Annotated in this window: 21 protein-coding genes; 7 read left to right on the top strand and 14 right to left on the bottom strand. The window is 68.7% G+C overall.

What is annotated here, in order from left to right; all coding sequences use genetic code 11:
• Positions 1-5: 5 nt before the first annotated feature.
• The 5 genes from ACFWZ3_RS01190 to ACFWZ3_RS01170 all read right to left on the bottom strand — a co-directional run bounded on the left by ACFWZ3_RS01190 (position 6) and on the right by ACFWZ3_RS01170 (position 3,894).
• A complete protein-coding gene (locus ACFWZ3_RS01190; RefSeq protein WP_439705955.1) occupies positions 6-194 on the bottom strand; it encodes a hypothetical protein in 189 nt (62 codons plus the stop codon).
• A 268-nt stretch (positions 195-462) separates the two neighbouring features.
• Entirely contained in the window at positions 463-1,368 is a 906-nt protein-coding gene (gene cyoE, locus ACFWZ3_RS01185) for a heme o synthase (RefSeq protein WP_439705954.1), read from the bottom strand.
• Complete coding sequence (locus ACFWZ3_RS01180) at positions 1,365-2,564, bottom strand: COX15/CtaA family protein (protein ID WP_439706204.1); 1,200 nt, start codon at positions 2,562-2,564, stop codon at positions 1,365-1,367. Before ACFWZ3_RS01180 ends, cyoE begins: the two co-directional genes overlap by 4 nt.
• A gap of 20 nt (positions 2,565-2,584) precedes the next feature.
• Positions 2,585-3,160 carry a hypothetical protein gene (locus ACFWZ3_RS01175; RefSeq protein WP_439705953.1) on the bottom strand — a complete coding sequence of 192 codons (576 nt, stop codon included), beginning with the start codon at positions 3,158-3,160 and terminating at the stop codon, positions 2,585-2,587.
• Positions 3,157-3,894, bottom strand: a complete 738-nt coding sequence (locus tag ACFWZ3_RS01170) for an SURF1 family protein (RefSeq protein ID WP_439705952.1) — start codon at positions 3,892-3,894, stop codon at positions 3,157-3,159. Before ACFWZ3_RS01170 ends, ACFWZ3_RS01175 begins: the two co-directional genes overlap by 4 nt.
• A 59-nt stretch (positions 3,895-3,953) precedes the next feature.
• Here ACFWZ3_RS01170 and ACFWZ3_RS01165 point away from each other — a divergent pair, with 59 nt between their 5' ends.
• Positions 3,954-4,169, top strand: coding sequence for a twin transmembrane helix small protein (locus tag ACFWZ3_RS01165; RefSeq protein WP_209618944.1), 216 nt, complete (start codon positions 3,954-3,956; stop codon positions 4,167-4,169).
• A 185-nt stretch (positions 4,170-4,354) separates the two neighbouring features.
• On the opposite strand, the gene ACFWZ3_RS01160 is transcribed toward ACFWZ3_RS01165, so the two are convergent.
• The 5 genes from ACFWZ3_RS01160 to ACFWZ3_RS01140 form a co-directional block, all read right to left on the bottom strand.
• Positions 4,355-5,239: a cytochrome c oxidase subunit 3 gene (locus ACFWZ3_RS01160; protein ID WP_439705951.1), complete on the bottom strand. Its 885-nt coding sequence runs from the start codon at positions 5,237-5,239 to the stop codon at positions 4,355-4,357.
• 102 nt (positions 5,240-5,341) lie between these two features.
• On the bottom strand, positions 5,342-5,527 hold the full coding sequence (locus ACFWZ3_RS01155) for a hypothetical protein (RefSeq protein WP_439705950.1): 186 nt from the start codon (positions 5,525-5,527) through the stop codon (positions 5,342-5,344).
• The gene (ctaD, locus tag ACFWZ3_RS01150; protein WP_439705949.1) at positions 5,520-7,136 is read right to left on the bottom strand and encodes a cytochrome c oxidase subunit I; all 1,617 of its coding nucleotides are present in this window, start codon (positions 7,134-7,136) and stop codon (positions 5,520-5,522) included. The genes ACFWZ3_RS01155 and ctaD overlap by 8 nt, the downstream gene beginning before the upstream one ends.
• 54 nt (positions 7,137-7,190) lie before the next feature.
• Entirely contained in the window at positions 7,191-8,156 is a 966-nt protein-coding gene (coxB, locus tag ACFWZ3_RS01145) for a cytochrome c oxidase subunit II (protein WP_439705948.1), read from the bottom strand.
• A gap of 20 nt (positions 8,157-8,176) precedes the next feature.
• Positions 8,177-8,617, bottom strand: a complete 441-nt coding sequence (locus ACFWZ3_RS01140) for a DUF2244 domain-containing protein (RefSeq protein WP_439706203.1) — start codon at positions 8,615-8,617, stop codon at positions 8,177-8,179.
• Between the two features lie 376 nt (positions 8,618-8,993).
• Here ACFWZ3_RS01140 and putA point away from each other — a divergent pair, with 376 nt between their 5' ends.
• The 3 genes from putA (at position 8,994) to ACFWZ3_RS01125 (ending at position 14,447) form a co-directional block, all read left to right on the top strand.
• A complete protein-coding gene (gene putA, locus ACFWZ3_RS01135; protein WP_439705947.1) occupies positions 8,994-12,149 on the top strand; it encodes a bifunctional proline dehydrogenase/L-glutamate gamma-semialdehyde dehydrogenase PutA in 3,156 nt (1,051 codons plus the stop codon).
• A 408-nt stretch (positions 12,150-12,557) separates the two neighbouring features.
• Positions 12,558-13,967: a coniferyl aldehyde dehydrogenase gene (locus ACFWZ3_RS01130; RefSeq protein WP_439705946.1), complete on the top strand. Its 1,410-nt coding sequence runs from the start codon at positions 12,558-12,560 to the stop codon at positions 13,965-13,967.
• 144 nt (positions 13,968-14,111) lie between these two features.
• Positions 14,112-14,447: a hypothetical protein gene (locus ACFWZ3_RS01125; RefSeq protein WP_439705945.1), complete on the top strand. Its 336-nt coding sequence runs from the start codon at positions 14,112-14,114 to the stop codon at positions 14,445-14,447.
• Between the two features lie 73 nt (positions 14,448-14,520).
• On the opposite strand, the gene ACFWZ3_RS01120 is transcribed toward ACFWZ3_RS01125, so the two are convergent.
• Positions 14,521-16,017 carry an OmpP1/FadL family transporter gene (locus ACFWZ3_RS01120; protein ID WP_439705944.1) on the bottom strand — a complete coding sequence of 499 codons (1,497 nt, stop codon included), beginning with the start codon at positions 16,015-16,017 and terminating at the stop codon, positions 14,521-14,523.
• Positions 16,018-16,217: 200 nt separating this feature from the next.
• On the opposite strand from ACFWZ3_RS01120, the gene ACFWZ3_RS01115 reads away from it, so the two are divergent.
• Positions 16,218-16,505: a YcgL domain-containing protein gene (locus tag ACFWZ3_RS01115; RefSeq protein WP_439705943.1), complete on the top strand. Its 288-nt coding sequence runs from the start codon at positions 16,218-16,220 to the stop codon at positions 16,503-16,505.
• Between the two features lie 65 nt (positions 16,506-16,570).
• Positions 16,571-20,014, top strand: a complete 3,444-nt coding sequence (locus tag ACFWZ3_RS01110) for an ankyrin repeat domain-containing protein (protein ID WP_439705942.1) — start codon at positions 16,571-16,573, stop codon at positions 20,012-20,014.
• Between the two features lie 328 nt (positions 20,015-20,342).
• Here the strand turns inward: ACFWZ3_RS01110 and ACFWZ3_RS01105 are convergent, their stop codons facing one another.
• On the bottom strand, positions 20,343-22,151 hold the full coding sequence (locus ACFWZ3_RS01105) for a monovalent cation:proton antiporter-2 (CPA2) family protein (RefSeq protein WP_439705941.1): 1,809 nt from the start codon (positions 22,149-22,151) through the stop codon (positions 20,343-20,345).
• 109 nt (positions 22,152-22,260) lie between these two features.
• Between ACFWZ3_RS01105 and ACFWZ3_RS01100 the strand changes: the two genes are divergently transcribed.
• Positions 22,261-23,064 (top strand): glutaminyl-peptide cyclotransferase, encoded by an 804-nt coding sequence (locus ACFWZ3_RS01100; protein ID WP_439706202.1) that lies wholly within the window; start codon positions 22,261-22,263, stop codon positions 23,062-23,064.
• 94 nt (positions 23,065-23,158) lie between these two features.
• Here ACFWZ3_RS01100 and ACFWZ3_RS01095 read toward each other — a convergent pair whose 3' ends face one another.
• Both ACFWZ3_RS01095 and hemB read right to left on the bottom strand, forming a co-directional pair.
• Positions 23,159-23,557, bottom strand: a complete 399-nt coding sequence (locus tag ACFWZ3_RS01095; RefSeq protein WP_439705940.1) for a TIGR03067 domain-containing protein — start codon at positions 23,555-23,557, stop codon at positions 23,159-23,161.
• Positions 23,558-23,652: 95 nt separating this feature from the next.
• Positions 23,653-24,645 carry a porphobilinogen synthase gene (gene hemB, locus ACFWZ3_RS01090; protein WP_439705939.1) on the bottom strand — a complete coding sequence of 331 codons (993 nt, stop codon included), beginning with the start codon at positions 24,643-24,645 and terminating at the stop codon, positions 23,653-23,655.
• Positions 24,646-24,874: the final 229 nt, after the last annotated feature.

The raw sequence follows: 24,874 nt of genomic DNA, 5'->3' as shown, positions 1-24,874 counted from the left end.
CAGGCTCACCCGTTCGCCACGCGCGGCAACGGCACCACCTGTGTCACCACCACGGGTTGGCGCCGTTCGGCCGGGCCGGCAGCGGCCAGCGGTGCGGGAACGGTAACGGCATAGACCGGCCGTGCCACGCGGCGGCGGTCGATGGCAAGGCGGCGCCACAGGCGCAGCCACGAAACATCGCGAAGGAGGTTCATGACCCGACTCCTCGTAACGGTGCCGGCGGCACCGCGGGAGTGGGCCGGGCGTTTCCTAGTCGAGGAAAGCGCCGGCCGACCGCAGGCGGTCGCCGCAGGCGTTCTGCTTGTGATGCGACGCCGGCACCCGATGCGAGCGGATGTCGACGTTGCGACTAGGGTAGACGTCCATATGCCTTGGAAGGTCTTGGGGAATGCCGCGACGCAGCGCGCCGGAGGGCGCGCGCATTCTGGTTTCCGAACGCGTGTCTGTCAAGCGGGCGACGGGTCAGGCGGCGCGTTGCAGCATGACGCCGGCGTCCTGCACCGGCCCGATCAGCCAGTGGTCGGCGAGCAGGAAGGCAAACAACGCCATCAGGTACACGATTGAATACTTGAACACGCGCATGGCGAAGAATTCGTCCGGCGGGTTCAGCAGGCGGATGGCGTAGTAGAGGAAGCCTGCACCCAGCACCACGGCGCCGCCCAGGTACACGCCGCCGCTGAAGCCGGTCAACGCCGGCAGCAGGGTCACCAGCACCAACAGCACGGTGTAGAACAATACATGCCAGCGCGTGTAGGTAACGCCGTGAGTGACCGGAAGCATCGGGATTTCGGCGCGCGCGTAGTCCTCGCGGCGGAAGATCGCCAGCGCCCAGAAATGCGGCGGCGTCCACACGAAGATGATCAGGCACAGCTGCAGTGCAAAGGCGTGCAACTGCCCGGTGACCGCGGTCCAGCCGAGCACCGGCGGGATCGCGCCGGCCAGGCCGCCGATCACGATGTTCTGCGGCGTGGCGCGCTTGAGGTAGGCCGTATAGACCAGCGCATAGCCGATCAGTCCGCCGAAGGTCAGCCACGCGGTCAGCGGGTTGACCAGCAGCGCCAGCACCAGCATCGAGGCGATGCCAAGCGCGATGGCGAACAACAGCACCTGGCGCGGCTTGAGCGCACCCGTGGCCAGCGGCCGGCGCTGGGTGCGCGCCATCAGTTTGTCGATGCGCTCGTCGATCAGATGATTGAAGGCAGCAGCCGAACCGGAGGCCATCCAGATGCCGAGCGTACCGAACACCAGCGCGCGCCACGGCGGGATGCCCGGCACCGCCAGGAACATGCCGATCACGGCGCAGAACACCAGCAGTGCGACCACGCGCGGCTTGGTCAGCTGCAGGTATTCGCGCAGGTGCGCGCTCATCGTCCGGGCTCCAGGGATCGCATCGGTGCATCATCCGGGTGCGGTTGCGTGCGCGCCAGTGTCGCCAGCAGGGTGAACAACAGCAGCGCCGCCACGCCGTTGTGCGCGGTGGCCACCGGCAGCGGCAGGCCGAAGTGCACGTTGCTGATGCCCAGCAGCACCTGTGCCACCAGCACCGTCCCGATCGCCGCGCCCGCCAGGCGCAAGCCGCGCCGGGCCACGCGGTGGCCCAGCCACATCAGGTAGACGAACACCACCAGCGCGCCGAAGCGGTGCGCGATCTGGATCGCGCTGCGCGCGGCCATGTCCAGGACGCCACCCTCGTAGTTCACGCCGATACCGCGCCAAAGCACGAAGCCCTCCTTGAAGTCGGTCGGCGGCATCCATTGCCCCAGACACTTGGGGAACGCATCCGGCCCGGTGCCACAGGCGAGCGCGGCGTAGTTGGAGGAGGTCCAGCCGCCCAGCGCGATCTGGCCGACCAGCAGCACGATGCCGAGCACGATCCAGCGGCGCAGCGGCTCGTAGCGCGCATCGCGGGCGCCGACACCGGCGAAGCGCAGCGCCGCGTAAGCCAGCAGCGCAAACGTGGTGATGCCGCCGAGCAAATGGCCCATTACGACGATCGGTTTGAGCAGCAGGGTGACGGTCCACATGCCCAGCATCGCCTGGAAGATGATCACTGCCAGCGCCAGCACGGCGATCCGCCACGCGCCCGGACTGCGCAACCGGACCGCGGCAGCCAGCGGCAGCGCAATTGCCACCACCGCCAGCAACGACGACCAGGCATGTTCCCCGCGCATATACAGCGAGACGCCGCCGGCGGCGAAGACCGCGCCCAGGATCACCGCCACGCGCGCCCAGCGCGGGCGCCAGGCGGCGATCAGCGCGAGTACCAGCACCAGCACGCCCAGCGTGCCGGCCAGGAAGCGGTGAACCTGTTCGCGCCAGGCCTTGGTCGCCTCGTAGGGGCGATCCGGGAAAGCCGCGTCGGCACGCGCCACCGCCTGCTCGTGATGCGGCCAGGTCACCTGGCCGTAGCAGGTCGGCCAGTCCGGGCAGGACAGGCCCGCGTTGGACAGGCGCACGAACGCGCCGAACATCACCACGCCGAAGGCGAACACCGCCGCGCACAACGCGAGCCAGCGCATGATGCGACGCGCCCTGGCCGATGCCGTTACGTTCGCGCCCTGCATGCGGCCGCCGCCCTCACCGTTCATTTGATCACCTTGTGCATGTCACGCAGCAGCCCGGTGCCGTCGAAGCCCGCCGGGTAGTACGCCAGCGCCGTGCCGTTGGACTCGACCAGCAGCGCGCTCACACTGTCGGACGCCTGCGGCCGAAACGCATCGAGCTTGCCGTCCGCGTCGCGACCCAGCGTCCAGAACGACTTCATCGCTTCCCGACGGCCCGGGTCGGCCGGCGGTTCGCCCACGTACAGCAGGCGCAGGCGCTTCTGGTTGCGGTTGAGCGTGACCCAGGCCTTGGCCATGCCGGTCAGCGTCTCGAAGCAACGCGCGGCGCAGCCCGGCCCCGCCAGCGCGACCAGCGTCATGCGCGGCTCTTCGGGGTCGCGCCAGGCGTAGTCGCCGCCGTCGGCGAGGGTCACGCGCAGGTGCTCGTCGATAAAGTTGCGCTGCGGCTGGATCGGCTTGCCGTAGCCCTTGCCGCTGGGCTGCCAGCCGGTGAAGGTCAGCACGCCGGCGGCGATGATCGGCAGCGCGAAGACCGCCATGATCGCCAACAGCTTGGCGCGGCTGGCCTTGAGGGAGGGAGGCGCGGGAGTGTTCATCGGATGTCCGTGCGTCGGGGGCGGCGCTTGCGGTGCAGGACGATGAAGATCGCCACGACCGCGATTGCAAAGCTGAACCACTGGAAGGCATAGGCCCGGTGCCGCGACGGCGGCATCGAGGAAAAGTCGAACGCGTGCTCGCGCTTGTAGGCGACGGCCGGATCCGCGTCGAGCGCAAGTACGCGCGGGTACAGCGGGCGGCCGAGGTCTTTCGCCACCTGCGCCAGATCGAGATAGATGGTCGTCTTGGGCCAGTGCGCCTGGCCGGCCAGCGCATCGCCGCCCAGTTCCAGGCCCACGCCCGGCGGCGGCAGATAGAGCCCATGCAGGGCGACCTCGCCGGCCGGCAGCGGCGGTAGCGCCGGCGCGGGGTCACGGGTGCCTGGCAGGAAGCCGAGGTCCACCAGCAGCAGGCGCGAATCGCCCGGCAGCGCCAGCGGTACGTAGACCTCCACGCCGCCACGCGCGTCGTGGTTCGGGTTATCGAGCAGGTAGGTGCGCTCGGCCAGCCAGCTGCCTTGCACGGCCACCCGCGGGAAGGCATCGGCCGGCGGCGTCGCCGCAACCTGCCCGAAAGGCACCGGCGGCGCGGCGGCCGCGGCGGCATAACGCCGCACCAGGCTGTCCTTGTAGGCGGCGCGGTCGAGCTGCCATACGCCCAGGCGCACGAACAGCGCCGCGGCGGCCACGGTCAACAGCACGCTCCACCAGGCCGGCCTGCGCCAACGTGTCACGCGGAGGCACCGTCAGCGGTGGCTATACTGCCGGCTCGCAAGTTGATCGGACCGCTCACGTGGAAACCATCTACAAAGTCGCGCTGGTGATCATGTTCCTGGTCGTGGTGTTCAACCTCGGCCAGGCGCTGTACTACATGATGACCGACAAGGACGGCAGCAAGCGCACCGCCTGGGCGCTGACCCGGCGCATCGGCCTGTCGATCGTGCTGATCGCCATGATCATGCTGGGCATCTGGATGGGCTGGCTGCAGCCCCACGGCGTCGGCCGGTAATTGTAGCGGGCCAGGGCGAGCGAAGCCCGAAGCGCGACATTTAGCGCAGCCGTTGGACACCTGTAGGAGCCCGCGTGCGGGCGATGCTCTCCCATCCAGGCCTGTAAAAGCATCGTCCGCAAGCGGCCTCCTGCAAAATGAAAAGCCCGCCGATCGGCGGGCTTTTTCTTTGCGGGGCTGTCGTCTCAGAGGATGTAGACGAACATGAACAGGCCCAGCCACACCACGTCGACGAAGTGCCAGTACCAGGCCACGGCCTCGAAACCGAAGTGATGCTCGGGGCTGAAGTGGCCCTTGAGCACGCGCAGCCAGATGATCGCCAGCATGATCGTGCCCAGCGTCACGTGCAGGCCGTGGAAGCCGGTCAGCATGAAGAAGGTCGAGCCGTACACGCCGGTGTGCAACGTGAGGTTGAGCTCCTTGTAGGCCTCGATGTACTCGTGCGCCTGGGCATACACGAAGGTCGCGCCCAGCAGCACGGTCAGGCCCAGGAACACCAGGATCTTGCCGCGGTGGCCGGCCTTCAGCGCGTGGTGCGCGATGGTCACGGTGACGCTCGAGGTAAGCAGGATCAGGGTGTTGAGCAGCGGCAGGCCCCACGGTGCCACCGTCTGGAAATCACCGCCGATGTTGCCCGGACCGTTGCCGCCACCGGCACCCCAGGCTGCGGCGTAATCGCTCCACAGGAACTGGTGCGTCAGCACGCCATGGCCCTCGCCGCCCAGCCACGGCACCGAGAACATGCGGGTGTAGAACAGCGCGCCGAAGAATGCGGCGAAGAACATCACCTCGGAGAAGATGAACCACATCATGCCCATGCGGAAGGAGCGATCCACCTGGGCGTCGTACTTGCCGGCCAGCGACTCGTGGATCACCGAGCGGAACCAGCCGAAGAACATCAGCAGGACGCCGATGAAGCCGATCGTGATGACCGTCTTGCCGAAACCCGCCTCGCCCGGCGCAGCATTCAACCAATGCGCGGCACCGAACACGGTGAGGAACATGACCACTGCGGCCACGATCGGCCACTGGCTCTTGGCCGGTACGAAATACGCTTGCTGCTGACCCATGAGTGATCCCCGTGGATATCTCTTTGTTTGCTTCCATCCCCGCCGTGCCGCGCGGGGAACTGCTTGCCGGGCCACCGTGGCGGTCCCGGGGAAAACCTGACGCTAGCCGATCTTCACCATACTGAGGATCGAGAGCAGGAACAGCACCACCGCGATCGTTCCGGTGATCCAGAGGGTGCGCCGTACGCCCTTCCGGCGTGCCGACTCCCCATCGTTGCCCTGCCCGTTCATCACCCTGCGCCCATCCGGCGCACCGGCCAGGGCCGGCGCGCCCGTTGCATCAATCATCCACGTGGCCGTGGGCCAGTTCGTCGTCGTGGATCACCGGCGGCAGCGCGAAGGTGTGGTGCGGGGCCGGCGAGGGCACCGTCCATTCCAGGCCGCGTGCACCTTCCCATACGCGATCGGCCGCCTTCTTCTTGGAGAAGAACGCGCAATGCACGATCACGCCAAGGAAGATCAGCTGCGAGGCGCCGAACAGGAAGCCGCCGATCGAGCTGATCATGTTGAAGTCGGCAAAGGCCACGTTGTAGTCGGGGATACGGCGCGGCATGCCGGCCAGGCCCAGGAAGTGCTGCGGGAAGAACAGCACGTTCACGAACACCACCGAGCACCAGAAGTGCACCTTGCCCCAGAACTCGCTGTACATCATGCCCGTCCACTTGGGCAGCCAGTAGTAGGTCGCCGCCATGATGGCGAAGGCCGCGCCGGTCACCAGCACGTAGTGGAAGTGCGCCACCACGAAGTAGGTGTCGTGGTACTGGAAGTCCGCCGGCACCAGCGCCAGCATCAGGCCGGAGAAGCCGCCGATCGTGAACAGGATGATGAACGCGATGGCGAACAGCATCGGCGTCTCGAACGTCAGCGAGCCGCCCCACATCGTGCTCACCCAGTTGAACACCTTGATGCCGGTCGGCACCGAGATGAGCATGGTGGCGTACATGAAGAAGATCTCGGCGCCCAACGGCAGGCCGACCGCGAACATGTGGTGCGCCCACACGATGAACGACAGGAAGGCGATCGCCGCGATCGCGAACACCATCGCCTTGTAGCCGAAGATCGGCTTGCGCGAGAAGGTCGGCACGATCTCCGAGATGATCCCGAACGCCGGCAGGATCATGATGTACACCTCGGGGTGACCGAAGAACCAGAACACGTGCTGGTACAGCACCGGGTCGCCGCCGCCGGCCGCATTGAAGAAGCTGGTGCCGAAGTACTTGTCGGTCAGCAGCATGGTCACGGCGCCGGCCAGCACCGGCATCACGGCGATAAGCAGGAACGCGGTGATCAGCCAGCTCCACACGAACACCGGCATTTTCAAGAGGTCCATGCCCGGCGCGCGCATGTTGAGGATGGTCGCGATGATGTTGATCGCCCCCATGATCGAGCTGATGCCCATCAGGTGGATCGCGAACACCACGTAGGCGACCGAATCGCTCTGCAGCGACAGCGGCGGATACATGGTCCAGCCGCCGGCCGGGCCGCCACCCTGCATGAACAGGGTCGACAGCATCAGCGCGAAGGCGAATGGCAGGATCCAGAACGAGAGGTTGTTCATGCGCGGCAGCGCCATGTCCGGCGCGCCGACCATCAACGGGATCATCCAGTTACCCAGGCCCACGAAGGCCGGCATGATCGCGCCGAAGATCATCACCAGCGCATGCATGGTGGTCATCTCGTTGAAGAAGTACGGCTGCACCAGCTGCATGCCGGGCTTGAACAGCTCCGCGCGGATCACCATCGCGAAGCTGCCGCCGATGAAGAACATCAGCAACGAGAAGACCAGATACAGCGTGCCGATGTCCTTGTGGTTGGTGGACATGAACCAGCGCGTGAAGAAATTCGACGGCGCGCCGTGGTGGTCGTCGTGGTGATCGTGGGTGGCTGCGTGGGCCATGGCCTTGCACCTCTACCTAATGCGAATGCTTGAAAACGGATGAGCGGGTGGGCGTCAGCCCTGCTTGCCCGGCGTCTTGGCTGCCGGGGCGGCCGTGGTCGAAGCGGATGCCGGGGCGGCGGCGGTCGACGCCGGCGCCGGAACGGCCGGTGTCGCGGGCGTGGCCGGCGGCGCCTTGCCGGCGGCCTCCTGCTGCGCCAGCCACTGGGCGAACTCGGCCTTGGAAACCGCCTTCACCACGATCGGCATGAAGCCGTGGTCCTGGCCGCAGAGTTCCGCGCACTGGCCGCGGTAGGTGCCCGGCACCTTGATGTTGGTCCAGGCCGCGTTGACGATGCCCGGGATGGCGTCGATCTTCCAGCCCAGGGCCGGCACCCACCAGGAGTGGATCACGTCGCCGGCGGTGATCACGAAGCGGATCTTGGTATCGACCGGCACCACCAGCGGCTTGTCGACGTTGAGCAGATAGGTGTTCTCGTCACCGACCTTGACCGACTTCGGGTCCAGGCCCGAATCGAGCTGACGGGTCTCGTTGCTCTGGTCGTCGAGCTTGGACATGAAGCCGACGCCGTCGATCGACTTGCCCTGGTACTCGACGTAGTCGTAGCGCCACTTCCACTGGTAGCCGGTGACCTTGACGGTCATCTGCGAGCCGGTGGTGTCGGCGAAGGAGACCAGGCCGCCGGTGGACATCCAGGCCAGCACGATCAGGATGATCACCGGGATGGTGGTCCAGACCACTTCGAGCATGGTGTTGTGCGACCACTTCTCGGCGACCGCGCCGCGCGATTTGCGGAAGCGGAACATCGCGATGAACATCGCACCGAACACCAGCACGCCGATGACGGTGCACACGCCGAGCGCGACGTTGTTGAGGAAGTAGGCCTCGGGCGACCACTCGCTGACGCCGCGCGTCATGTTGAGCTGGCCCGGCTGGGGGTTGGCCCATGCCGCGCCGCTGAACAGCGCAAAGGCCGCTGCCGCCGCCCATGCCTTGATCCTGATGCCGCCAGATGTCATGTCCTGCACCTTTGTTGTAGCTACCTGCGCTGCTGGCCTTGCACGCCCGCCAGCAACACCTTGAGTTTCCTTGACAACTCCAGGCGCTCCTCTTCGGCGAGGAACGCCCCGATCTCCAGCTCACGCCCGTGCGACCCCAGCAGCAGACGTCCGTGCCCGTTGCCGGGCGCCAGCCGCACGCGCACCCAGTAGGACTGGAAGCACACGCGGCGTCGCCCGGGCAGCGAGCGCACCTCCAGCGACGATTCGTCGAGGCGGATGCGTTCGCTGCGGTCGCCCGCGCGCCAGGCCTGCCGCAGGGCAAGGGCCATCGCGCAGGACTCGATCAGGGCAAACAGCGGAGCGAATACATTCCCCTGCCACGCGCCTAACCCGGCCGTCGTCAGCGCCAGGGCCGCCAGTACCATGATCAGGCGACGCAGCCCGCGTCGGCTGAGTGCGCGATTGGGCCGGAGCCACATCGTCACGCACGGCAGGCCGGCGCCAGCGGGTCGAAGCACGATCATGGGAATCCGGCGTGCCTGGAACCGGGGAATGATAGGCCGCTGAATCACCGCGAGGCAAGAATGTCGCACCCCCATGACCTGGATCACGCCGTGGTAGACAGGGCAAGGGGAATGGGAAACGTGCGGTTCGGCTCGTGCCTGTGCGGACCGCGCAACCCCTGGGATGAGCGCTGGGCCCGCGGCGCACGCCGTGGAACCACCACGCCTGTCCCGCGCCCTCAGCCGCGGTCATCGATGCGCCTGCGCACGGATGCGCCTGCCTGTGCGCGGGGCGTACAATCGCGAGCTTCGCCGCCGCCCCGGGCGGTTTCTCAGCCAGCAGATCCCCCACGTGACGCAACCTATCCTGAGCCCCGAAATCCCCGCGGTCGCCGAGCCCGCTCGCGCCCGCATCACCGCCGCCTGGCTGCGCGACGAGACCGAGGCGGTGCTCGACCTGCTCGACCAGGCCGACCTGCCGCCGGAAGAGCGCGAATCGGTGGTCGACCGTGCCGCCGCCCTGGTCACCCGCGTGCGCGCCCGCGCCAAGGACCAAAGCATGGTCGAGGCGTTCATGCGCCAGTACGACCTGTCCAGCGAGGAAGGCGTGCTGCTGATGTGCGTGGCCGAGGCGCTGCTGCGCATTCCCGACCAGCGCACCGCCGACAAGCTGATCCGCGACAAGCTCGGCGACGCGGACTGGCGCAAGCACCTGGGCCAGAGCGAATCGGCGCTGGTCAACGCCTCGACCTGGGGCCTGCTGCTGACCGGCCGCCTGGTCAACCTGGCCGACACCACCCGCGACGATTTCACCGGTTCGCTGCGCCGCCTAGTCGCGCGCCTGGGCGAGCCGGCGATCCGCGCCGCGGTGCGCCAGGCGATGCGCCTGATGGGGCACCAGTTCGTGATGGGCCGTACCATCGACGAAGCACTGGACCGCGCAAAAAAGAAAGAAAACGCGGCCTACCGCTACTCGTTCGACATGCTCGGCGAGGCCGCGCTGACCGCCGCCGACGCCGAGCGCTACCAGCAGGCCTACCGCGACGCGATCGCCGCGATCGGCCGCCGTGGCCCGTTCGCCAACCACACCGACGCACCGTCGATCTCGGTCAAGCTCTCGGCGCTCTACCCACGCTACGAACCCGGCCAGCGCGAGCGTGCGCGCAGGGCGCTCGTGGCGCGGTTGCTGGAGCTTTCGCAGCTGTCGATGAAGGCGGGCATCGCGTTGTCGGTCGACGCCGAGGAAGCCGACCGCCTGGAGCTCTCGCTGGACATCATCGGCGAAGTGTTCGCGCATCCGTCGCTGGAGGGCTGGAACGGCTTGGGGATCGTGGTGCAGGCCTATTCCAAGCGCACCCCGTTCGTGATCGACTGGCTGGTCGAAATGGCGCTCGCGCACGGGCGGCGCTGGTACGTGCGCCTGGTCAAGGGCGCGTACTGGGACGCCGAGGTCAAGCGCGCGCAGGAAGGCGGCCTGGCCGGGTACCCGGTGTACACGCGCAAGCCCAACACCGACGTCTCCTACATCGCCTGTGCGCGACGCCTGTTCAACGCCGGTCCCTCGCTGATCTACCCGCAGTTCGCCACGCACAACGCGCACACGATCGCCGCGGTACATCATCTGTCGCAGGGCCGGCCGTTCGAATACCAGCGCCTGCACGGCATGGGCGCGGACCTGTATGCCGAAGTGATCGGCGCCAACGGGCTCGGCGCGCCGTGCCGCGTCTACGCGCCGGTCGGCACGCACGAGGACCTGCTGCCCTACCTGGTGCGCCGCCTGCTGGAGAACGGCGCCAACACCAGCTTCGTCAACCGCGTGGTGGACGAGGACGTGCCGGCGCGCGAACTGGTTGCCGATCCGTGCCTGACGGTGCGGTCGTTCGAGTCGATCCCGCACCCGCGCATCCCGCTGCCGGCCAACCTCTACGGTGAACTACGGAAGAATTCCATGGGCGTGAACTTTGCCAACGACAACGAACTGAAGACCCTGGCCGACGAGGCCAATGCCCACCAGGGCCCGTGGACCGCAGGTCCCCTGGTGCCCGGCGCGACCAGCAAGGGTCCGACCGTCGAGGTCACCGACCCGACCGACCGCCGCCGCAAGCTCGGCAGCTACGTCGCCGCTGACGAGGCCACGGTGCAGCAGGCGCTGGCCAACGCGCACGCCGCGCAGGATCGCTGGAGCAATTTCCCGGTCGCCAACCGCGCCGCCATGCTCGAGTACGCCGCCGAGCAGCTCGAAGCCCGCCGCGGCGAGTTCATCGCCCTGTGCGTGCGCGAGGCCGGCAAGAGCCTGCCCGACGCGATCGCCGAGATCCGCGAGGCGGCCGACTTCCTGCGCTACTACGCCACCATGGCCAAGCGCCTGTTCGGCGAGCCGATCGCGCTGCCGGGCCCGACCGGCGAAACCAACCAGTTGTTCCTGGAAGGCCGCGGCGTGTTTGTCGGCATCAGCCCGTGGAATTTCCCGCTGGCGATCTTCATCGGCCAGGTCAGCGCCGCGCTGGCCGCCGGCAACACGGTGATCGCCAAGCCGGCCGAGCAGACCAGCCTGATCGGCTACGTCGCCACCCAGCTGTTGCACGACGCAGGCATCCCGAAGGACGTGCTGCAGTTCGTGCCGGGCGACGGCCCGACCGTCGGCGCCGCGCTGACCCGCGACCCGCGCGTGGCCGGCGTGGTGTTCACCGGCTCGACCGAGACCGCCTGGGCGATCAACCGCGCACTCGCCGCGCGCAAGGCGCAGATCGCCATCCTGATCGCCGAGACCGGCGGTCAGAACGCAATGATCGCGGACTCCTCGGCGCTGCCCGAGCAGATCGTCAAGGACGTGATGGCCTCGGCCTTCCAGTCCGCCGGCCAGCGCTGCTCGGCCGCGCGCGTGTTGTACGTGCAGGAAGACATCGCCGACAAGGTGATCACCATGCTCACCGGCGCGATGGCCGAGCTGAAGGTCGGCGACCCCGGCCTGCTCTCTACCGACGTCGGCCCGGTGATCGACGAGGACGCCAAGGCGATCCTGGTCGCCCACGCCGAGCGCATGGACAAGGAAGCGAAGAAGATCGCCGAGGCGCCGATGGACCCGGCCGCGACCGCGCACGGCACCTTCTTCGCGCCGCGTGCCTACGAGATCCCCACGCTGTCGATCCTCGATCGGGAAATCTTCGGCCCGGTGCTGCACGTGCTGCGCTGGAAGGCCAGCGAGCTGCCGCAGGTGATCGAGAAGATCAACGAGACCGGCTACGGCCTGACCCTGGGCGTGCACAGCCGCATCGACGCGACCATCGACTACATCGCCCGCCACACCCGCGTGGGCAACTGCTACGTCAACCGCAACCAGATCGGCGCGGTGGTCGGCGTGCAGCCGTTCGGCGGCGAGGGCCTGTCCGGCACCGGTCCCAAGGCCGGCGGCCCGCACTACCTGCTGCGCTTCGCCAGCGAGCGCACGCTCACCATCAACACCACCGCCGCCGGCGGTAACGCCTCGCTGCTGACCATCGGCGAGTAAGAGGAAAGCGGCAAGTGTAGATGGCCCCCTCTCCCCTTCGGGGAGAGGGGGTGGGTGAGGGGCCACGCTAGCCTCGAACCACCGAGGGGGGAGCTTGATGGGTATGAATTGCGCCTGAGTCCCTTCGTAGCTTGCGTGTGGCCTTTCAAGCCAAGCGTTACAAGGACGTAGTGTCCCGTAGTGCAGTTGGAGAGTTTCGCAACGCACTTTTGGGACGTGCCGAAAAGGGGTTTTCATTACGACTGGCCGCTTCACTGCAGACGCGACCGCCAAGGCGGCGGGGGCGGATGGCGTACGAGGCGAGCCCCGGCCCCTCACCCCAGCCCTCTCCCCGGAGGGGAGAGGGGGCAAAGCGCGTTTGCCGTAACGTCGTGCAACCATGTGCCTAATCTCCATCAGGCGCAGGCCATGGCCGAGACTTCCGAACTGACCGCCACCCTGCACCGCCTGCGCGCCGCGCAGGCGCGTGATCCGCTGCCTTCCTGGACGGTTCGTGCCGACCGCCTGCAGCGCCTGGCGCGCATGCTGCGCGAACAGCGCGCTGCCTTCGCAGAAGCGATCGACGCCGATTTCGGCCAGCGTCCGGCCGAGGAAACCGAGCTGCTGGAGCTGTTCCCCTCGCTCTCGGCGATCCGCCACGCGCTACGCCACGGCAAGCGCTGGGTGCGTCCGCGGCGTGCGCCCACCTCGCTCGCCTTCCTGCCCGGACACAACCGCCTGCTGCCGCAACCGCGCGGCGTGGTCGGCATCGTGGTGCCGTGGAATTACCCGCTGTTCCTGGCGATCGGGCCGCTGGTGGACGCGCTGGTGGCGGGCAACCGCGCCATGGTCAAGATGAGTGAATTCACGCCACGCTTCTCGGCGCTATTCGCCGAACAGGTCGCGGCGTACTTCGCCGACGACGAGGTCCTGGTGGTCACCGGCGACGCGGCGGTCGCGCAGGCCTTCTCCGGGTTGGCATTCGACCACCTGCTGTTCACCGGCTCGACTGCCGTCGGGCACCACGTGATGCGCACCGCCTCGGCCCATCTGACACCCGTGACGCTGGAGCTTGGCGGCAAGTCACCAGCGATCATCGGGCCGGGCGCCGACATGGTGCACGCGGTCGAGCGCATTCTGGTCGGCAAGCTGGTCAACGCCGGACAGACCTGCATCGCGCCGGACTACGTGCTGTTGCCGCGCACGCGCGTAGACGAATTCGTTGCGGCTGCGCGCGCCACGACGGCACGGCTGTACCCGGATATGGCGCGCAACCGGCAGTACACCAGCCTCGTTTCCGATCGGCACTTTGCGCGCATGTCTGCGCTGCTGGATGAGGCCGCCGGGGCCGGCGCACGCGTCGAAACGCTGAGTGATGCGCCAACCGACCCCGTGCGACGCCTGTTCCCGCCGCAGCTGCTGCTGGACGTGCCGGACCACGCGAAGGTGATGCACGAGGAGATCTTCGGCCCGCTGCTGCCGCTGGTCGCCTGCGACTCGGTCGCGCAGGCGGTCGACTACGTCAACGCCCGTCCGCATCCGCTGGCGCTGTATCTGTTCGAGCGCGACCGCCCGACCATCGATGCGGTACTTGCGCGCACGCAGGCCGGCGGCGTCACCGTCAACGACACGCTCTACCACATCGCCCAGCACGGCCTGCCGTTCGGCGGCGTCGGCGCCTCGGGCATGGGCGGTTACCACGGCAAGGCTGGCTTCGAGACGTTCTCTCACCTCAAGCCGGTGTTCGCGCAGTCGCGCTGGAACGGCGCTGGCCTGCTGCGCCCGCCCTATGGGCCCCGTTTCCGGCGGCTGCTGGAACTGCTGCTGCGACACGGCTGACGATCTTTGTAGGAGCCCGCTTGCGGGCGATGCTCTTCGTCCGGACGGAAAAGAGCATCGCCCGCAAGCGGGCTCCTACATGCACGTGCTGCCTACGGCGAGGCGATGACACTGGGTAGAAGGTATCGCATCGCAGGAGTCGCCATGGCCAACTCGAACCTTCCCAACGACGAGCACACCCCCGCGCCCGCCGGCGTCAACGCCGGGCCCCAGAGCGGCGCGGGCGGGGCCGGCGGCGAACCCAAAGGCGCGCGGCTTGAGGCCCAGGCACGCGAGCCCAAGACTCGCCCGTCGCACGACACACACGGTCACCGCCCCGAACACAGCTCAGACAAGGCGCAACCCGGTTACCGCGCCCGCCCCGCCGGGCAGAGCGGACTGAGCGAACAGGACGACCGTGCGTCGACCATCCGCGAGCCGCAGGGCGAGGGCAACTACGTCGCCACCGACCGCGGCGACAAGCCCCTGCGCAACGGTTGACCGACCGCACGTCGGGCTCCGGGCACAAAAAAACCTCCCCGCTCGCGCGGGGAGGTTTTCGTAGTACGAACGATCAGAACTTGTACTGCGCCGACAGGCTCAGCAGGTTGCCGTAGTCGTCGAAGTTGCCGGTCAGACGGTCACCGGTGCTGCTGGTGGCGTTGACGTGCGCCTGGTTGACGAAGATGTGCGCATACGAGGCGTTGATCTCGAAATGCTCGCTGGCCTTGTAGCCCAGGCCCACCGCAGCGAACTTGCGGGTGGAATCAGGCACGCGCGGCGTGCGGGTGGCATTGTAGGTCGGCGTGGTGTCGACCGAGATGCCGGCACGCAGGGTCAGCTTGTCGTTGACGTAGTAGTCACCGCCGATCGCCGCATAAAACGTGTTGCGCCAGTTGTAGGTTTCCACGCTGTCCGGCTGGGTGTTGCCGTACTGCACGCGCAGTTCCTTGAACACGTCCCACTTGGTCCATGCCAGGTCGATGCCCAGGCCGAACTTCTCGCCCTGGTGCCAGTAGCTGGCGGTGGCGGTGGCCGGCGTGGTGAAGTCGGCCCGGCCGGTGGTGTGCTCGAAGGGCGGCAACGAGGCGGCCAGCTGCGGGTTGGCCAGCAGCATGTCGTAGCCCGGCGTGCGGGTGAAATTGCCCGTACCTTCCAGGGTGTGCGAGATCTTCGAGCGGTAGTTCAACGACAGCTTGTCGTTCGGGGTGAGTTTCCAGTGCGCGCCCACCTGCCAGCCGTAGGCGGTGTCGTCGCCCTTGATGCGGGCGTAACCATCCACGCCCATCGGCGTGGCGGCGGCGACGCCGGCCGCAGCAGCCTGGCCCTGCTGCACGGCAGCCTGGATCATGGCCTGGGCCTGCGCGGGCGAGATCTGGCCGGCCGCGGCGGCAGCCTGGATCTGCGCCACACCGGCGGCGGTCTGTGCCTGGATGCCCTGCTGGACGCTCAGGCCGATGGCGTTGTAGTTGATCGCCGAAGTGAGTTCCGCTGAGGTCTTCTGCGCGATGACGCTGGCGCCGAGGGCGAAGTTGTCGGTCACGTCGAACGAGCCGGACAGGGTGGCGTCCAGCGACTGGAACTTCGACTTCACGCCGTGGTAGCGACCCTTCCAGTTGTTGCCGTATTCAGTCTGGAAGCCGAACGGCACGGAGAAACCGAAGCCCAGGTGCACGCGATCGGAGACCTTGGTCGCGAAGAACAGCGCCGGCACCGGCAGCGTGGTACCGGCATCGCCACCGTCGCCGCCGCTGATCGGACGGCCGAGCGCGTCGGTAGCCGTGCCCTTGAAGCGGGCGCTGAAATTGATGGCCGTGACGTCGGCCTGGAAGTAGGTGCCGTCCAGGTCGGTCATGGCGGCGGGGTTGTTCACCACCACCGAGGCGTCGCCGCCGGCAGTACCCGAGCCGGCGTACGCGCGGCCCATGGCCTTGGCACTGTTTTCCTTCAGCTGGAAGGCGCTCGCATCGGCGGCCTGCGGCAGCGCCAGCGCACCGGCGACGGCAAGGCTCAGCGCAGCCAGCGCCAGGGGCCGGGCAGCGCCCGGATGGGAACGAAAAGACATAGGCATCGCTAAGCTCCTGCTTATCTTAAGACGCGGCTCGGGGTGGCAACGGAGACCGTCGCGGCAGTTTTCATACGCGCGTTTGAGTCCCCTGCGCGACACTCTGCCCAGCCACCCGGGGGCTTGCAAGTGCGACCGCAGCATTTGGCGACGCACTGTTACCCTGCGCGTTCCCTGCCCCACGCCACCGCCGTCGGAGTCGTCCCATGCACTGTTTCGTCTATGCCAGCCAGCGCAAATCCGATACCTACGTGTGGCTTGCCGCGCGCGACGAATTCGGCGTGGTTCCCGAGTCGCTGTCGATGCTGCTCGGCGACCTGCGCTTCGTCCTGGAGGTGCAGCTGGACGAGCAGCGCCGCCTGCCGCACGAGGACACCGAGCTGGTGCTCGAACACCTGCGCAGCCAGGGCTGGCACCTGCAACTGCCGCCGCAGGAGACGCTCGCGGTCGCCAACCAGATGCAGCGCAGTACCCCGGACGATCGCGACGAATGAAATTGTGGTGCGGGGGTTAACGTGCCGTTACCGTCTGCGGCGCCTACGCTTCCTATACTCCCGCCATGAACGAGCCCCGATCGCGCCACCGCCCGCCGCCCCTGCTCAAGGGAGCGGCCTGGTTCCTGCCTGGATGGATTGCCGTGGCGATCGCCGCACTCGGCGCGCACCCGCTGGCGCTGATCCCGCTGCTCGCCGCCAACGCGCTGACGATGGCGGCGGTGTGCCATGCGATCGGCTTCGATCCGGAGCCGCGCTTCGGCCGCACGGTGCTGCGCCGGGGCGCCGCGCACCTGGTGATGTTCACCGGCTACGTGGCGCTGGTGTTCCTGCTGATCGCCTGGCCGATGCTCGAACTGCGCCAGCAGCCGACGCTTGGCGGCGTGCTGCTGCTGGCGGCCGCGCTGGTCGTGGCGCTGGTGTCGCTGTGGCGCGTGTGGCCCGCGTTCGGCCTGGTTTTCGTTTGGGACGACGCCTATCCGGCGCAGAGCGACGGATCGTGGATATTCACCGCGACCGCGCGCAGCCTGGCGTTCGGTCGCCACCTGGCGCGCGAGGAGCGCTTCTTCAGCCATTTCCTGCCCGCGGCGTTCGCGCTGCTGGTGCTGGCCTACGGCGCCATCGCACTGACCGGCCTGTACGGCGTGCTTCCGTCCGAACTGCGCACGGCGGCGCTGGTCGTTTACGGACTGGCGGTGCTGCCGCTGGGTTGTCTGGTGATCGCCAATCGCACCTTGCGTGCGCTGCTGTGCGAGCGCACGCGCCCACGCCGACGCGCCGAGGACGCGGCACTGCCGTCCGGCTTCCCCGCGCCCGCGGCACCACGCCCGCTCCCGTTGAGCGAGGAAGAGCGCACCGCCGGCGCGCCCGAGCAGGGGTCAGCGCTGCTTGCCGCGGCCCGCGACGGCGACATCGAGCGCGCGCTCGCCCTGCTCGAAGCCGGCGCCGAACCGGACGCGGCACCCACACCGGGCGAACGCGACCAGCGCCCGGTACTCACCCTGGCCGCCCTGCTGCCGGATACGCGCCTGCTGCGCGCACTTATCGCCAAGGGTGCCGACGTCAACCGCGCCAGCGGCGGCCTCACCGCACTGCTCGCGGCCACCCGCGACAGCTGGCATGGACGCGCCGAAGCGGTGATGACCCTGCTCGCCAACGGCGCCAGCCCGCTGGCCACCGACGGCGAGGGCAACACCGCGCTGCACGGGGCGGCGCTGAGCGAGGAACCGATCGTCGCGGCGATGCTGCTGGATGCCGCTGCCCCGGTGAACGCGCTCAACAAGGCCGGCATCAGTCCGCTCGCCGCCGCCTGCCGCGCCGCCAACTGGCCGCTCGCCAAATACCTGCTCGAACATGGCGCCAAACCCGCGCCCGCCGAGGGCGAACCGGCGCTGGTCGCCGCCGCCGGCATCGCCGATGACGACCCGTCGGGCGTCAAGCTGCTGCTCAAGCACCGCGCGAACGTCAACGCCACCGACGCCCACCAGCGCACCGCCTTGATGGCCGCCGCCGCCGAAGGCCACCTGCAGATCGCCCGCGCCCTGCTCGCCGCCGGCGCCGACCCGAACCTGGCTGATCGCCACGGCAGCACCGCCCTGATGGAGGCCGCGCGCTGCGGTGCCAGCGAACTGGTGCAGGTGCTGGCCGACGCGCACGCGGACGCCCGTGCCCGCGACAACCACGAACGCGACGCGCTCACCCTCGCCTGCCAGTCGCCTCACGCGCAGGCCGGTACCGTGCGCGCCCTGCTGGCGCTCGGCGCCGAGCCCAAGCGCCCCGGCAGCGACGGCCGCAGCGCGCTGGACCACGCCGCGGCCGCCGGTCGCTGGGACCTGGTCGCCCTGCTCGATCCCGAGTCGCCGCTGCCGGCAAGCCTGGGCGGCGACGCGCCGGAAGACGACGACACCCCGGCGCGATTGCTCGAAGCCCTGCGCCAGGGCCAGTGGGCGGTGATCGCCGCGTTTGCCGAACGCGCGCGGCAGTGGCCGCAGGCGCAGCTTGCACAGCTCTATCTGGGCCTGTCCGCGCCCGGCCTGGGCCCGGCGCGGCGCTGGCTGCTCGAACACGGGCTGCCCGCCGAAGCGCGCCTGCCCGCGGCGTCCATCGACGCCGACGAGGCGTCGCACGTACTCGGCCGACGCCTGGTCGATGCGCTGCTGGCGCAACTGCCCACCTCCACCGAAGCGGTCGACGACCTCCTCAAGGCCGGCGCCACGCCGGCGGGCGCCGGCCTGCTCGCGCAGGCGCTGGGCGCTTCGGGTGACAACGTGCAGGGCGCGGCCTTGCCGCTCAGGCTGCTCGATGCCGGCGCCGATGCGTTCGGTTGCGACGCGCGTGGGCGCACCCCGCTGCACCTGGCGGCGATCCACCGCCAGGACGCACTGCTCGAAGCCCTGCTGGCGCGCGGCTGCGACCCCAACGCACGCGACGGCGCCGGGCGTACGCCGCTGTTCGCCGCAATTGAGCACGGCGAGAGCGGGCTCGGACTGGTGCGCGCGCTGATCGCCCACGGCGCTGACGCCGAGGCCACGGACGCCAACGGCGAGACCCCACTGGGCCTGGCGCTGGAACACGGCGCCATCCAGCACTGGCTGGATTGGGGCGACTGGGCGCGTCCGCGCCGCACGCTCACCGCCGCAGACCTGCCCGCCGCCACCCGCACCGGCGCGCTGACCGCGGTCGAACGCCTGCTGGAACTGGGTTTCGACGTCGACACCCGCGACGCGCAGGGCGCCACCGCACTGCTGCACGCCTGCGGCGCCGGCCATCGCGAGATCGCCGAACGCCTGCTCGACGCCGGCGCGGACGCCACGCTGGCCGCCGGTACCGGCGTCACGCCGCTCGCCGCGGCCGTGGGCGCGCGCCGCGATGCGCTGGTCGGCCTGCTGCTCGACCGCGGCGTGGCCGTGGACCAGCGCTTGCCGGGCGAGACCACTGCGCTGATGGTCGCCGCTGCGCTGGGCTATCCCGAGATCGTCGAACACCTGCTTGCCGGCGCGGCGGACATCCACGCGGTCGACATGCGCGGACGCACCGCGCTGCACGCGGCCGCGCAGTTCGGCTTCGAACACAACGACAGCCTGCGCGCGCGGCGACTGTTCGACGTGCTGTTCAAGCACGGTGCCGACGTCAACCGCGCCGACAACGAGGGCAAGACGCCGCTGCTGCTCCTGCTCGGCGCACAGTTCAAGCCGGGCACGGCCTGCGACGCCACCCACCTGGCCGCGCTGCTGCCGGTGTTGCTCGACGCCGGCGCGCAGCTCGAACACGCCGACCAGCGCGGGGTCACCGCGCTGCACGCCTGCGCCATGCACGCGCTGCTGCCGGCCGCCCGCGTGCTGCTCGCCCGCGGTGCCGACCGCCAGGCCAACGATGCCTTCGGTCGCACGCCGGCGGACGTCGCTCGCCACCTCGGCCTGATCGACATCGCACATGAACTGGCCGCACGCAGCAACGCCGTGCCCAGCGTGCGGCAGATGCTGCGCCAGCCGGCACAGGCGGCGGAGTAGTCAACGCTCGTATCAGGTTGGAGCCCTTTTCCGTGCGGGAAGAGGTTGGGTGAGCGGCCTCCAGGCGACTCGCACCGTCAAAGCTTTTGAAGATCGTCGCGCGAGCAGCCTTTCCCGCGAGCCCAGGCCCCTCACCCTACCCTCTCCCCGAAGGGGAGAGGGTTCCAGCGGCGGGCGGGACGAGGATCTTCACTGTTCGAGCGAAACAGCTCCCTCTCCCCGCCGGGGAGAGGGTTGGGGGGTGAGGGGCCGGGGCTCGCGGGGACCTCACCGATAGTGCAACAAAGGCGCTCGTCCCCAGCCCCGCCGAGGACAACGAGCAGAAGCCTCAAGCAGACGGCGAGGAAGATTCCGGCCGCTCCCGCTCCGCATCCGCCTCGAACAACTGCTCCAGGTCTGCCAGCGCCTCGCGCGTGGTCTGCACGATGCGCGCGTCGTCGTCGTAGACGAGGTACTGCCGCTTGAGCAGCTCGGCATCCTGCTGGCGGAAGCGTTCCACGCGCGCGGCGGCCACGTCGGTCGGCACGCCCAGCGCCTCCAGCGTCATCTGCGTCATCTGCAGGCTGGAGCAGAGCGTCTCGCGCACCGGATCGCCTATGCCCAGGTCCATCAACCGCCATACGTGCTGGCGGTTGCGTGCACGCGCCACGACCTTCAGGTGCGGATACTGCCGACGCACCAGCCGCGCCACGCGCAGGCTCGATTCGGGATCGTCGCTGGCCAGCACGAACACCTCAGCCTTGTCCGCCTGCGCCGCGCGCAGCAGCTCCGGCCGCGCCGGGTCGCCATAGAAGATGTCGTTCCAGCCGCCGAAGCGCTGCACCAAATCGATCTGCTCGACCGAATGATCCAGCGCCACGAAGCGGATGCCCTGCGCGCGCAACACGCGCGCCACGATCTGGCCCATGCGTCCGTAGCCGGCGATGATCACCTTAGGTGTCTGCGTCTGGATGGTGTCGTACTCGCGCACCGCCTTCTTCGGCCGCGCGCCGAGCATCCTCCCGGTCAGCGCCACCAGCAGCGGCGTCAGCGCCATCGACAGGGTGATCGCCAGCACCAGCCGACTGTGCAGCGTGCCATCGAGGATGCGCTGCCCGGCCGCGAGGTTGAGCACCACGAACGCGAACTCGCCGCCGCTGGCCAGCAAGACCGCCAGGCGCAGCGACTCGCCACGGTCGAGCCCGCCCAACAGCCGCCCCAGCGGCCACAGCAGCACGCCCTTGACCAGCAACAGCCCAATCACCAGCGCCAGCACACGCAACGGCTCGTGCAGCAGCAGCGAGAGGTCCATCGACATGCCCACACTGATGAAGAACAACCCCAGCAGCAGGCCCTTGAACGGTTCCAGATGGGATTCCAGCTCGTGCCGGTATTCCGAATCGGCCAGCAGCACGCCGGCCAGGAACGCACCGAGCGTGGAGGACACGCCCACCCGCTCCATCAGCCATGCCGTGCCCATCACCACCAGCAAGGCGGTGGCCGTGGAAACCTCGACCGCGTCGGCCCTGGCGACAAAACGAAAGACCGGCCGCAACAGGTAGCGTCCGCCGACCACGACCGCCACGATCGCCCCCACCGTGCGCAGCACGCTCGCCAGGTCCACGCCGTGTCCGCCCGAGCTCGCCAGCAGCGGCACCATCGCGATCAGCGGAATCGCCGCCAGGTCCTGGAACAGCAAGATTGCGAACGCCTGGCGCCCGTAGGCCCAGCCGGCCTCCTTGCGCTCGGCCAGGATCTGCAGGCCGAACGCGGTCGACGACAGTGCCAGGCTGCCGCCGACGATCACCGCCGCCGGGCCAGGCAGCCCGAACCAGGCGAAGCCGATCACACCGATCGCGATGCCGCAGGCCAGCACCTGCATCAGGCCGGTGCCGAACACCGCGCGGCGCATCACCCACAGGCGCTGCGGCGACAGCTCCAGGCCGATCACGAACAGCATCAGCACCACGCCGAACTCGGAGATCGTCGCCACGCCGGCGGTATCGCTGACCAGGCCCAGTTCCTGCGGGCCGATCACCACGCCAGCCAGCAGATAACCCAGCACCGAACCGAGCCGGAAGCGCTTGGTCAGCGGCACGGCGATCACCGTCGCCAGCAGGAACACCAGCGCGGTTTCGAGGTAGTGATGGCTTTCCACGCGCGCGATGCCTTGTTGGGGATGCCCGATTATTCCACGTCGCACCGCGCGCGATCGCTCGCCTGCGCAGCATGGGATCATGGACACCATGAAACCCGTCACGCTCGCCATGGCTGTCCTGCTGCTGCCGCCTGCGGCCATGGCCTCATCCGTCCCGGTGCAGGGTTACACGATCGTGCACACCTTCCCGCACGATCCCTCGGCCTACACCGAAGGCCTGTTCTACCTGGACGGCTATTTCTACGAGGCCACCGGAACGGTCGGCGCATCCTCGGTGCGCAAGGTGGAGCTGGCCAGCGGCAAGGTGCTGCAGCAGCGTCCCACGCCATGGCCGGACTACGGCGAGGGCATCGTGGCGTGGAAGGACCGGCTGATCCAACTGACCTGGCAGAACCACGAGGGATTCCTGTATGACCTGGCCTCACTCACTCCACGTGCCAGATTCGCCTACCCGGGCGAAGGTTGGAGCCTGACCACCGACGGCACACATCTGCTGATGAGCGACGGCACATCCACCGTCCGTCTCCTCGATCCGGACAGCTTGCAGCAGGTCGGCCGCATCGACGTCACCGCCGAGGGCAAACCGCTGGCCAACCTCAACGAGCTGGAGTGGGTGAAGGGCGAGCTCTACGCCAACGTGTGGCTGACCGACCGCATCGCGCGGGTCGATCCGGCGACCGGAAAAGTCATCGGCTGGATCGACCTGGCCGGCCTGGCGCCCGCGCCCGAGACACTCGCGGACCCCGTCAACGATGTGCTCAACGGCATCGCCTACGACGCCACGCACGATCGCCTGTTCGTCACTGGCAAGCGCTGGCCACGGGTGTACGAGATCCGCCTGGCGCCGGAGCGCCGCGATGGACCGGCCGGCCCTATCGCGCGCAAAGCCCGATCACGGCCGGCCAGCCCCTAGAGGCACCGTCGCCCACGAACGACAAAGGCACGTCGCTGGCCGACCGCGCGCCGGTGATCGCGAGTGACCCAGCTGGCCCGAGCTTCCTGGTCCCTCAGGCGGGAAGGTGCCGCACGAAGGTGCGCATGGTCAGGCCGGGCACGGTGCGAAAGGTCGTCGGCCGCGGCGCGCCGGCGTCGGCGGCGATGAACACGAAGTGGTCCCCTTCCAGGCGGTAACTGGCCGGCAGCGGCTGGCCGGCGTCCGGGCCAATCGCATCGATCCACGTGATCGCCTTGGGGGTGATCGAGGCGTCCAGCGCGAAGCGGCCTTCCAGCAGGAACTCGCCCTGCGGCGTGCGCACGGCAAAATGGTGCCCGTCGATGATGGTCAGCGCGTCCGGCGCGCCGGTGCTGTCGATGGCGGCAGGATCGCCGTTCTCCTCGAAAGCGATCTGCTGCCAGATGCCCTGCAGCGCGGCCAGGTCGTGGGCGTTCGGGTCGGATGCATCCATGCTCGTGATCCTTGACTGTAGGAGCGCACCCTGGGCGCGACCTTGGAACAGCAAACTACCGGCGGTCGCGCGCAGGGTGCGCGCCTACCTGGGCCTCATTCCCCGCGCAGCCAACGTGCGGCGTCGATCGCGTAGTAGGTGAGGATCGCATCGGCACCGGCGCGCTTGAACGCGGTCAGCGACTCGAGCACGACCGCCTTCTCGTCCAGCCAGCCGTTCTGCGCGACCGCCTTGAGCATCGCGTACTCGCCGGACACCTGGTAGACGAACGTCGGTGCGCCGAAGGCGTCCTTCACGCGGCGCAGCACGTCGAGGTACGGCATGCCCGGCTTGACCATCACCGCGTCGGCGCCTTCAGCAAGATCCAGTTCCACCTCGCGCAGCGCCTCGTCCGAATTGGCCACGTCCATCTGGTAAGTGTGCTTGTTGCCCTTGCCCAGATTTGCCGCCGAGCCGACCGCGTCACGGAACGGGCCATAGAAGCTGGAGGCGTACTTGGCCGAGTAGGCGAGGATGCGGGTGTGGATATGGCCGGCCGCTTCCAGCGCGTCGCGGATGGTGCCGATGCGGCCGTCCATCATGTCCGAGGGCGCGACGAAGTCCATGCCGGCGTCCGCCTGCGCCAGCGACATCTTCACCAGCGCCTCGACCGTGGGCTCGTTCATGACGTAGCCGTGCGCGTCGATGAGGCCGTCCTGGCCGTGGGTGGTGTAGGGATCGAGCGCCACGTCGCCGATCAGGCCCAGCTCCGGGTACTTCGCCTTCAGCGCGCGGGTGGCGCGATGCATCAGGTTGTCCGGATTCCACGCCTCGGCAGCGTCCTCGCTCTTGACCGACGGGTCCGGCGAAGGGAACAGCGCCAGCGCGGGAATGCCCAGGCGCACGCACTCGTCGGCCAGCTTCAGCAGCTCGTCGATGGAAAGGCGCGACACCCCGGGCATCGACGGCACGCTCTCGCGCTGGCCTTCGCCCTGGATCACGAAGGCCACCATGATGAGGTCGCTCGGCAGCAGGCTGTGCTCGCGCATCAGCGCGCGGGAGAAGGCATCGCGGCGCATGCGGCGCATGCGGATGGCGGGGAAGTTCATGGCGATCCTGCGGTGGTGCGAAAGGCGCCATTGTACGCCGGAGGCCTGAACTCCCTTGCCGGGAAGGCTTCGCGCGTGTCCGTCCGCCGCGAACGCGCGACAAGGTGCCGACGGGCGGATGGGGGCACCCTTGGGCGGGTACCTGGGTGAAACCTTCGCAAGGCCTCCCCCATCCGCCCTTCGGGCACCTTCCCCCGTAAACGGGGGAAGGCTCATGGCCGCGGTATCG

The sequence above is a fragment of the Frateuria sp. GZRR35 genome (assembly GCF_051900415.1).
Taxonomy (GTDB): domain Bacteria; phylum Pseudomonadota; class Gammaproteobacteria; order Xanthomonadales; family Rhodanobacteraceae; genus Frateuria_A.
Note: the sequence above shows the minus strand (reverse complement) of the source record. Positions and strands in the feature narration are given on the sequence as shown.

Coding starts and splice junctions, on each gene's coding strand:
- ACFWZ3_RS01155 (WP_439705950.1), bottom strand. CDS start 5,527: ATGATTGATGCAACGGGCGCGCCGGCCCTGGCCGGTGCGCCGGATGGG.
- ACFWZ3_RS01100 (WP_439706202.1), top strand. CDS start 22,261: ATGGCTGTCCTGCTGCTGCCGCCTGCGGCCATGGCCTCATCCGTCCCG.
- ACFWZ3_RS01190 (WP_439705955.1), bottom strand. CDS start 194: ATGAACCTCCTTCGCGATGTTTCGTGGCTGCGCCTGTGGCGCCGCCTT.
- ACFWZ3_RS01125 (WP_439705945.1), top strand. CDS start 14,112: ATGGCCAACTCGAACCTTCCCAACGACGAGCACACCCCCGCGCCCGCC.
- ACFWZ3_RS01110 (WP_439705942.1), top strand. CDS start 16,571: ATGAACGAGCCCCGATCGCGCCACCGCCCGCCGCCCCTGCTCAAGGGA.
- ACFWZ3_RS01130 (WP_439705946.1), top strand. CDS start 12,558: ATGGCCGAGACTTCCGAACTGACCGCCACCCTGCACCGCCTGCGCGCC.
- ACFWZ3_RS01095 (WP_439705940.1), bottom strand. CDS start 23,557: ATGGATGCATCCGACCCGAACGCCCACGACCTGGCCGCGCTGCAGGGC.
- cyoE (WP_439705954.1), bottom strand. CDS start 1,368: ATGAGCGCGCACCTGCGCGAATACCTGCAGCTGACCAAGCCGCGCGTG.
- ACFWZ3_RS01115 (WP_439705943.1), top strand. CDS start 16,218: ATGCACTGTTTCGTCTATGCCAGCCAGCGCAAATCCGATACCTACGTG.
- ACFWZ3_RS01175 (WP_439705953.1), bottom strand. CDS start 3,160: ATGAACACTCCCGCGCCTCCCTCCCTCAAGGCCAGCCGCGCCAAGCTG.
- ACFWZ3_RS01120 (WP_439705944.1), bottom strand. CDS start 16,017: ATGCCTATGTCTTTTCGTTCCCATCCGGGCGCTGCCCGGCCCCTGGCG.
- ACFWZ3_RS01180 (WP_439706204.1), bottom strand. CDS start 2,564: ATGCAGGGCGCGAACGTAACGGCATCGGCCAGGGCGCGTCGCATCATG.
- ACFWZ3_RS01160 (WP_439705951.1), bottom strand. CDS start 5,239: ATGGGTCAGCAGCAAGCGTATTTCGTACCGGCCAAGAGCCAGTGGCCG.
- hemB (WP_439705939.1), bottom strand. CDS start 24,645: ATGAACTTCCCCGCCATCCGCATGCGCCGCATGCGCCGCGATGCCTTC.
- ctaD (WP_439705949.1), bottom strand. CDS start 7,136: ATGGCCCACGCAGCCACCCACGATCACCACGACGACCACCACGGCGCG.
- ACFWZ3_RS01140 (WP_439706203.1), bottom strand. CDS start 8,617: ATGTGGCTCCGGCCCAATCGCGCACTCAGCCGACGCGGGCTGCGTCGC.
- coxB (WP_439705948.1), bottom strand. CDS start 8,156: ATGACATCTGGCGGCATCAGGATCAAGGCATGGGCGGCGGCAGCGGCC.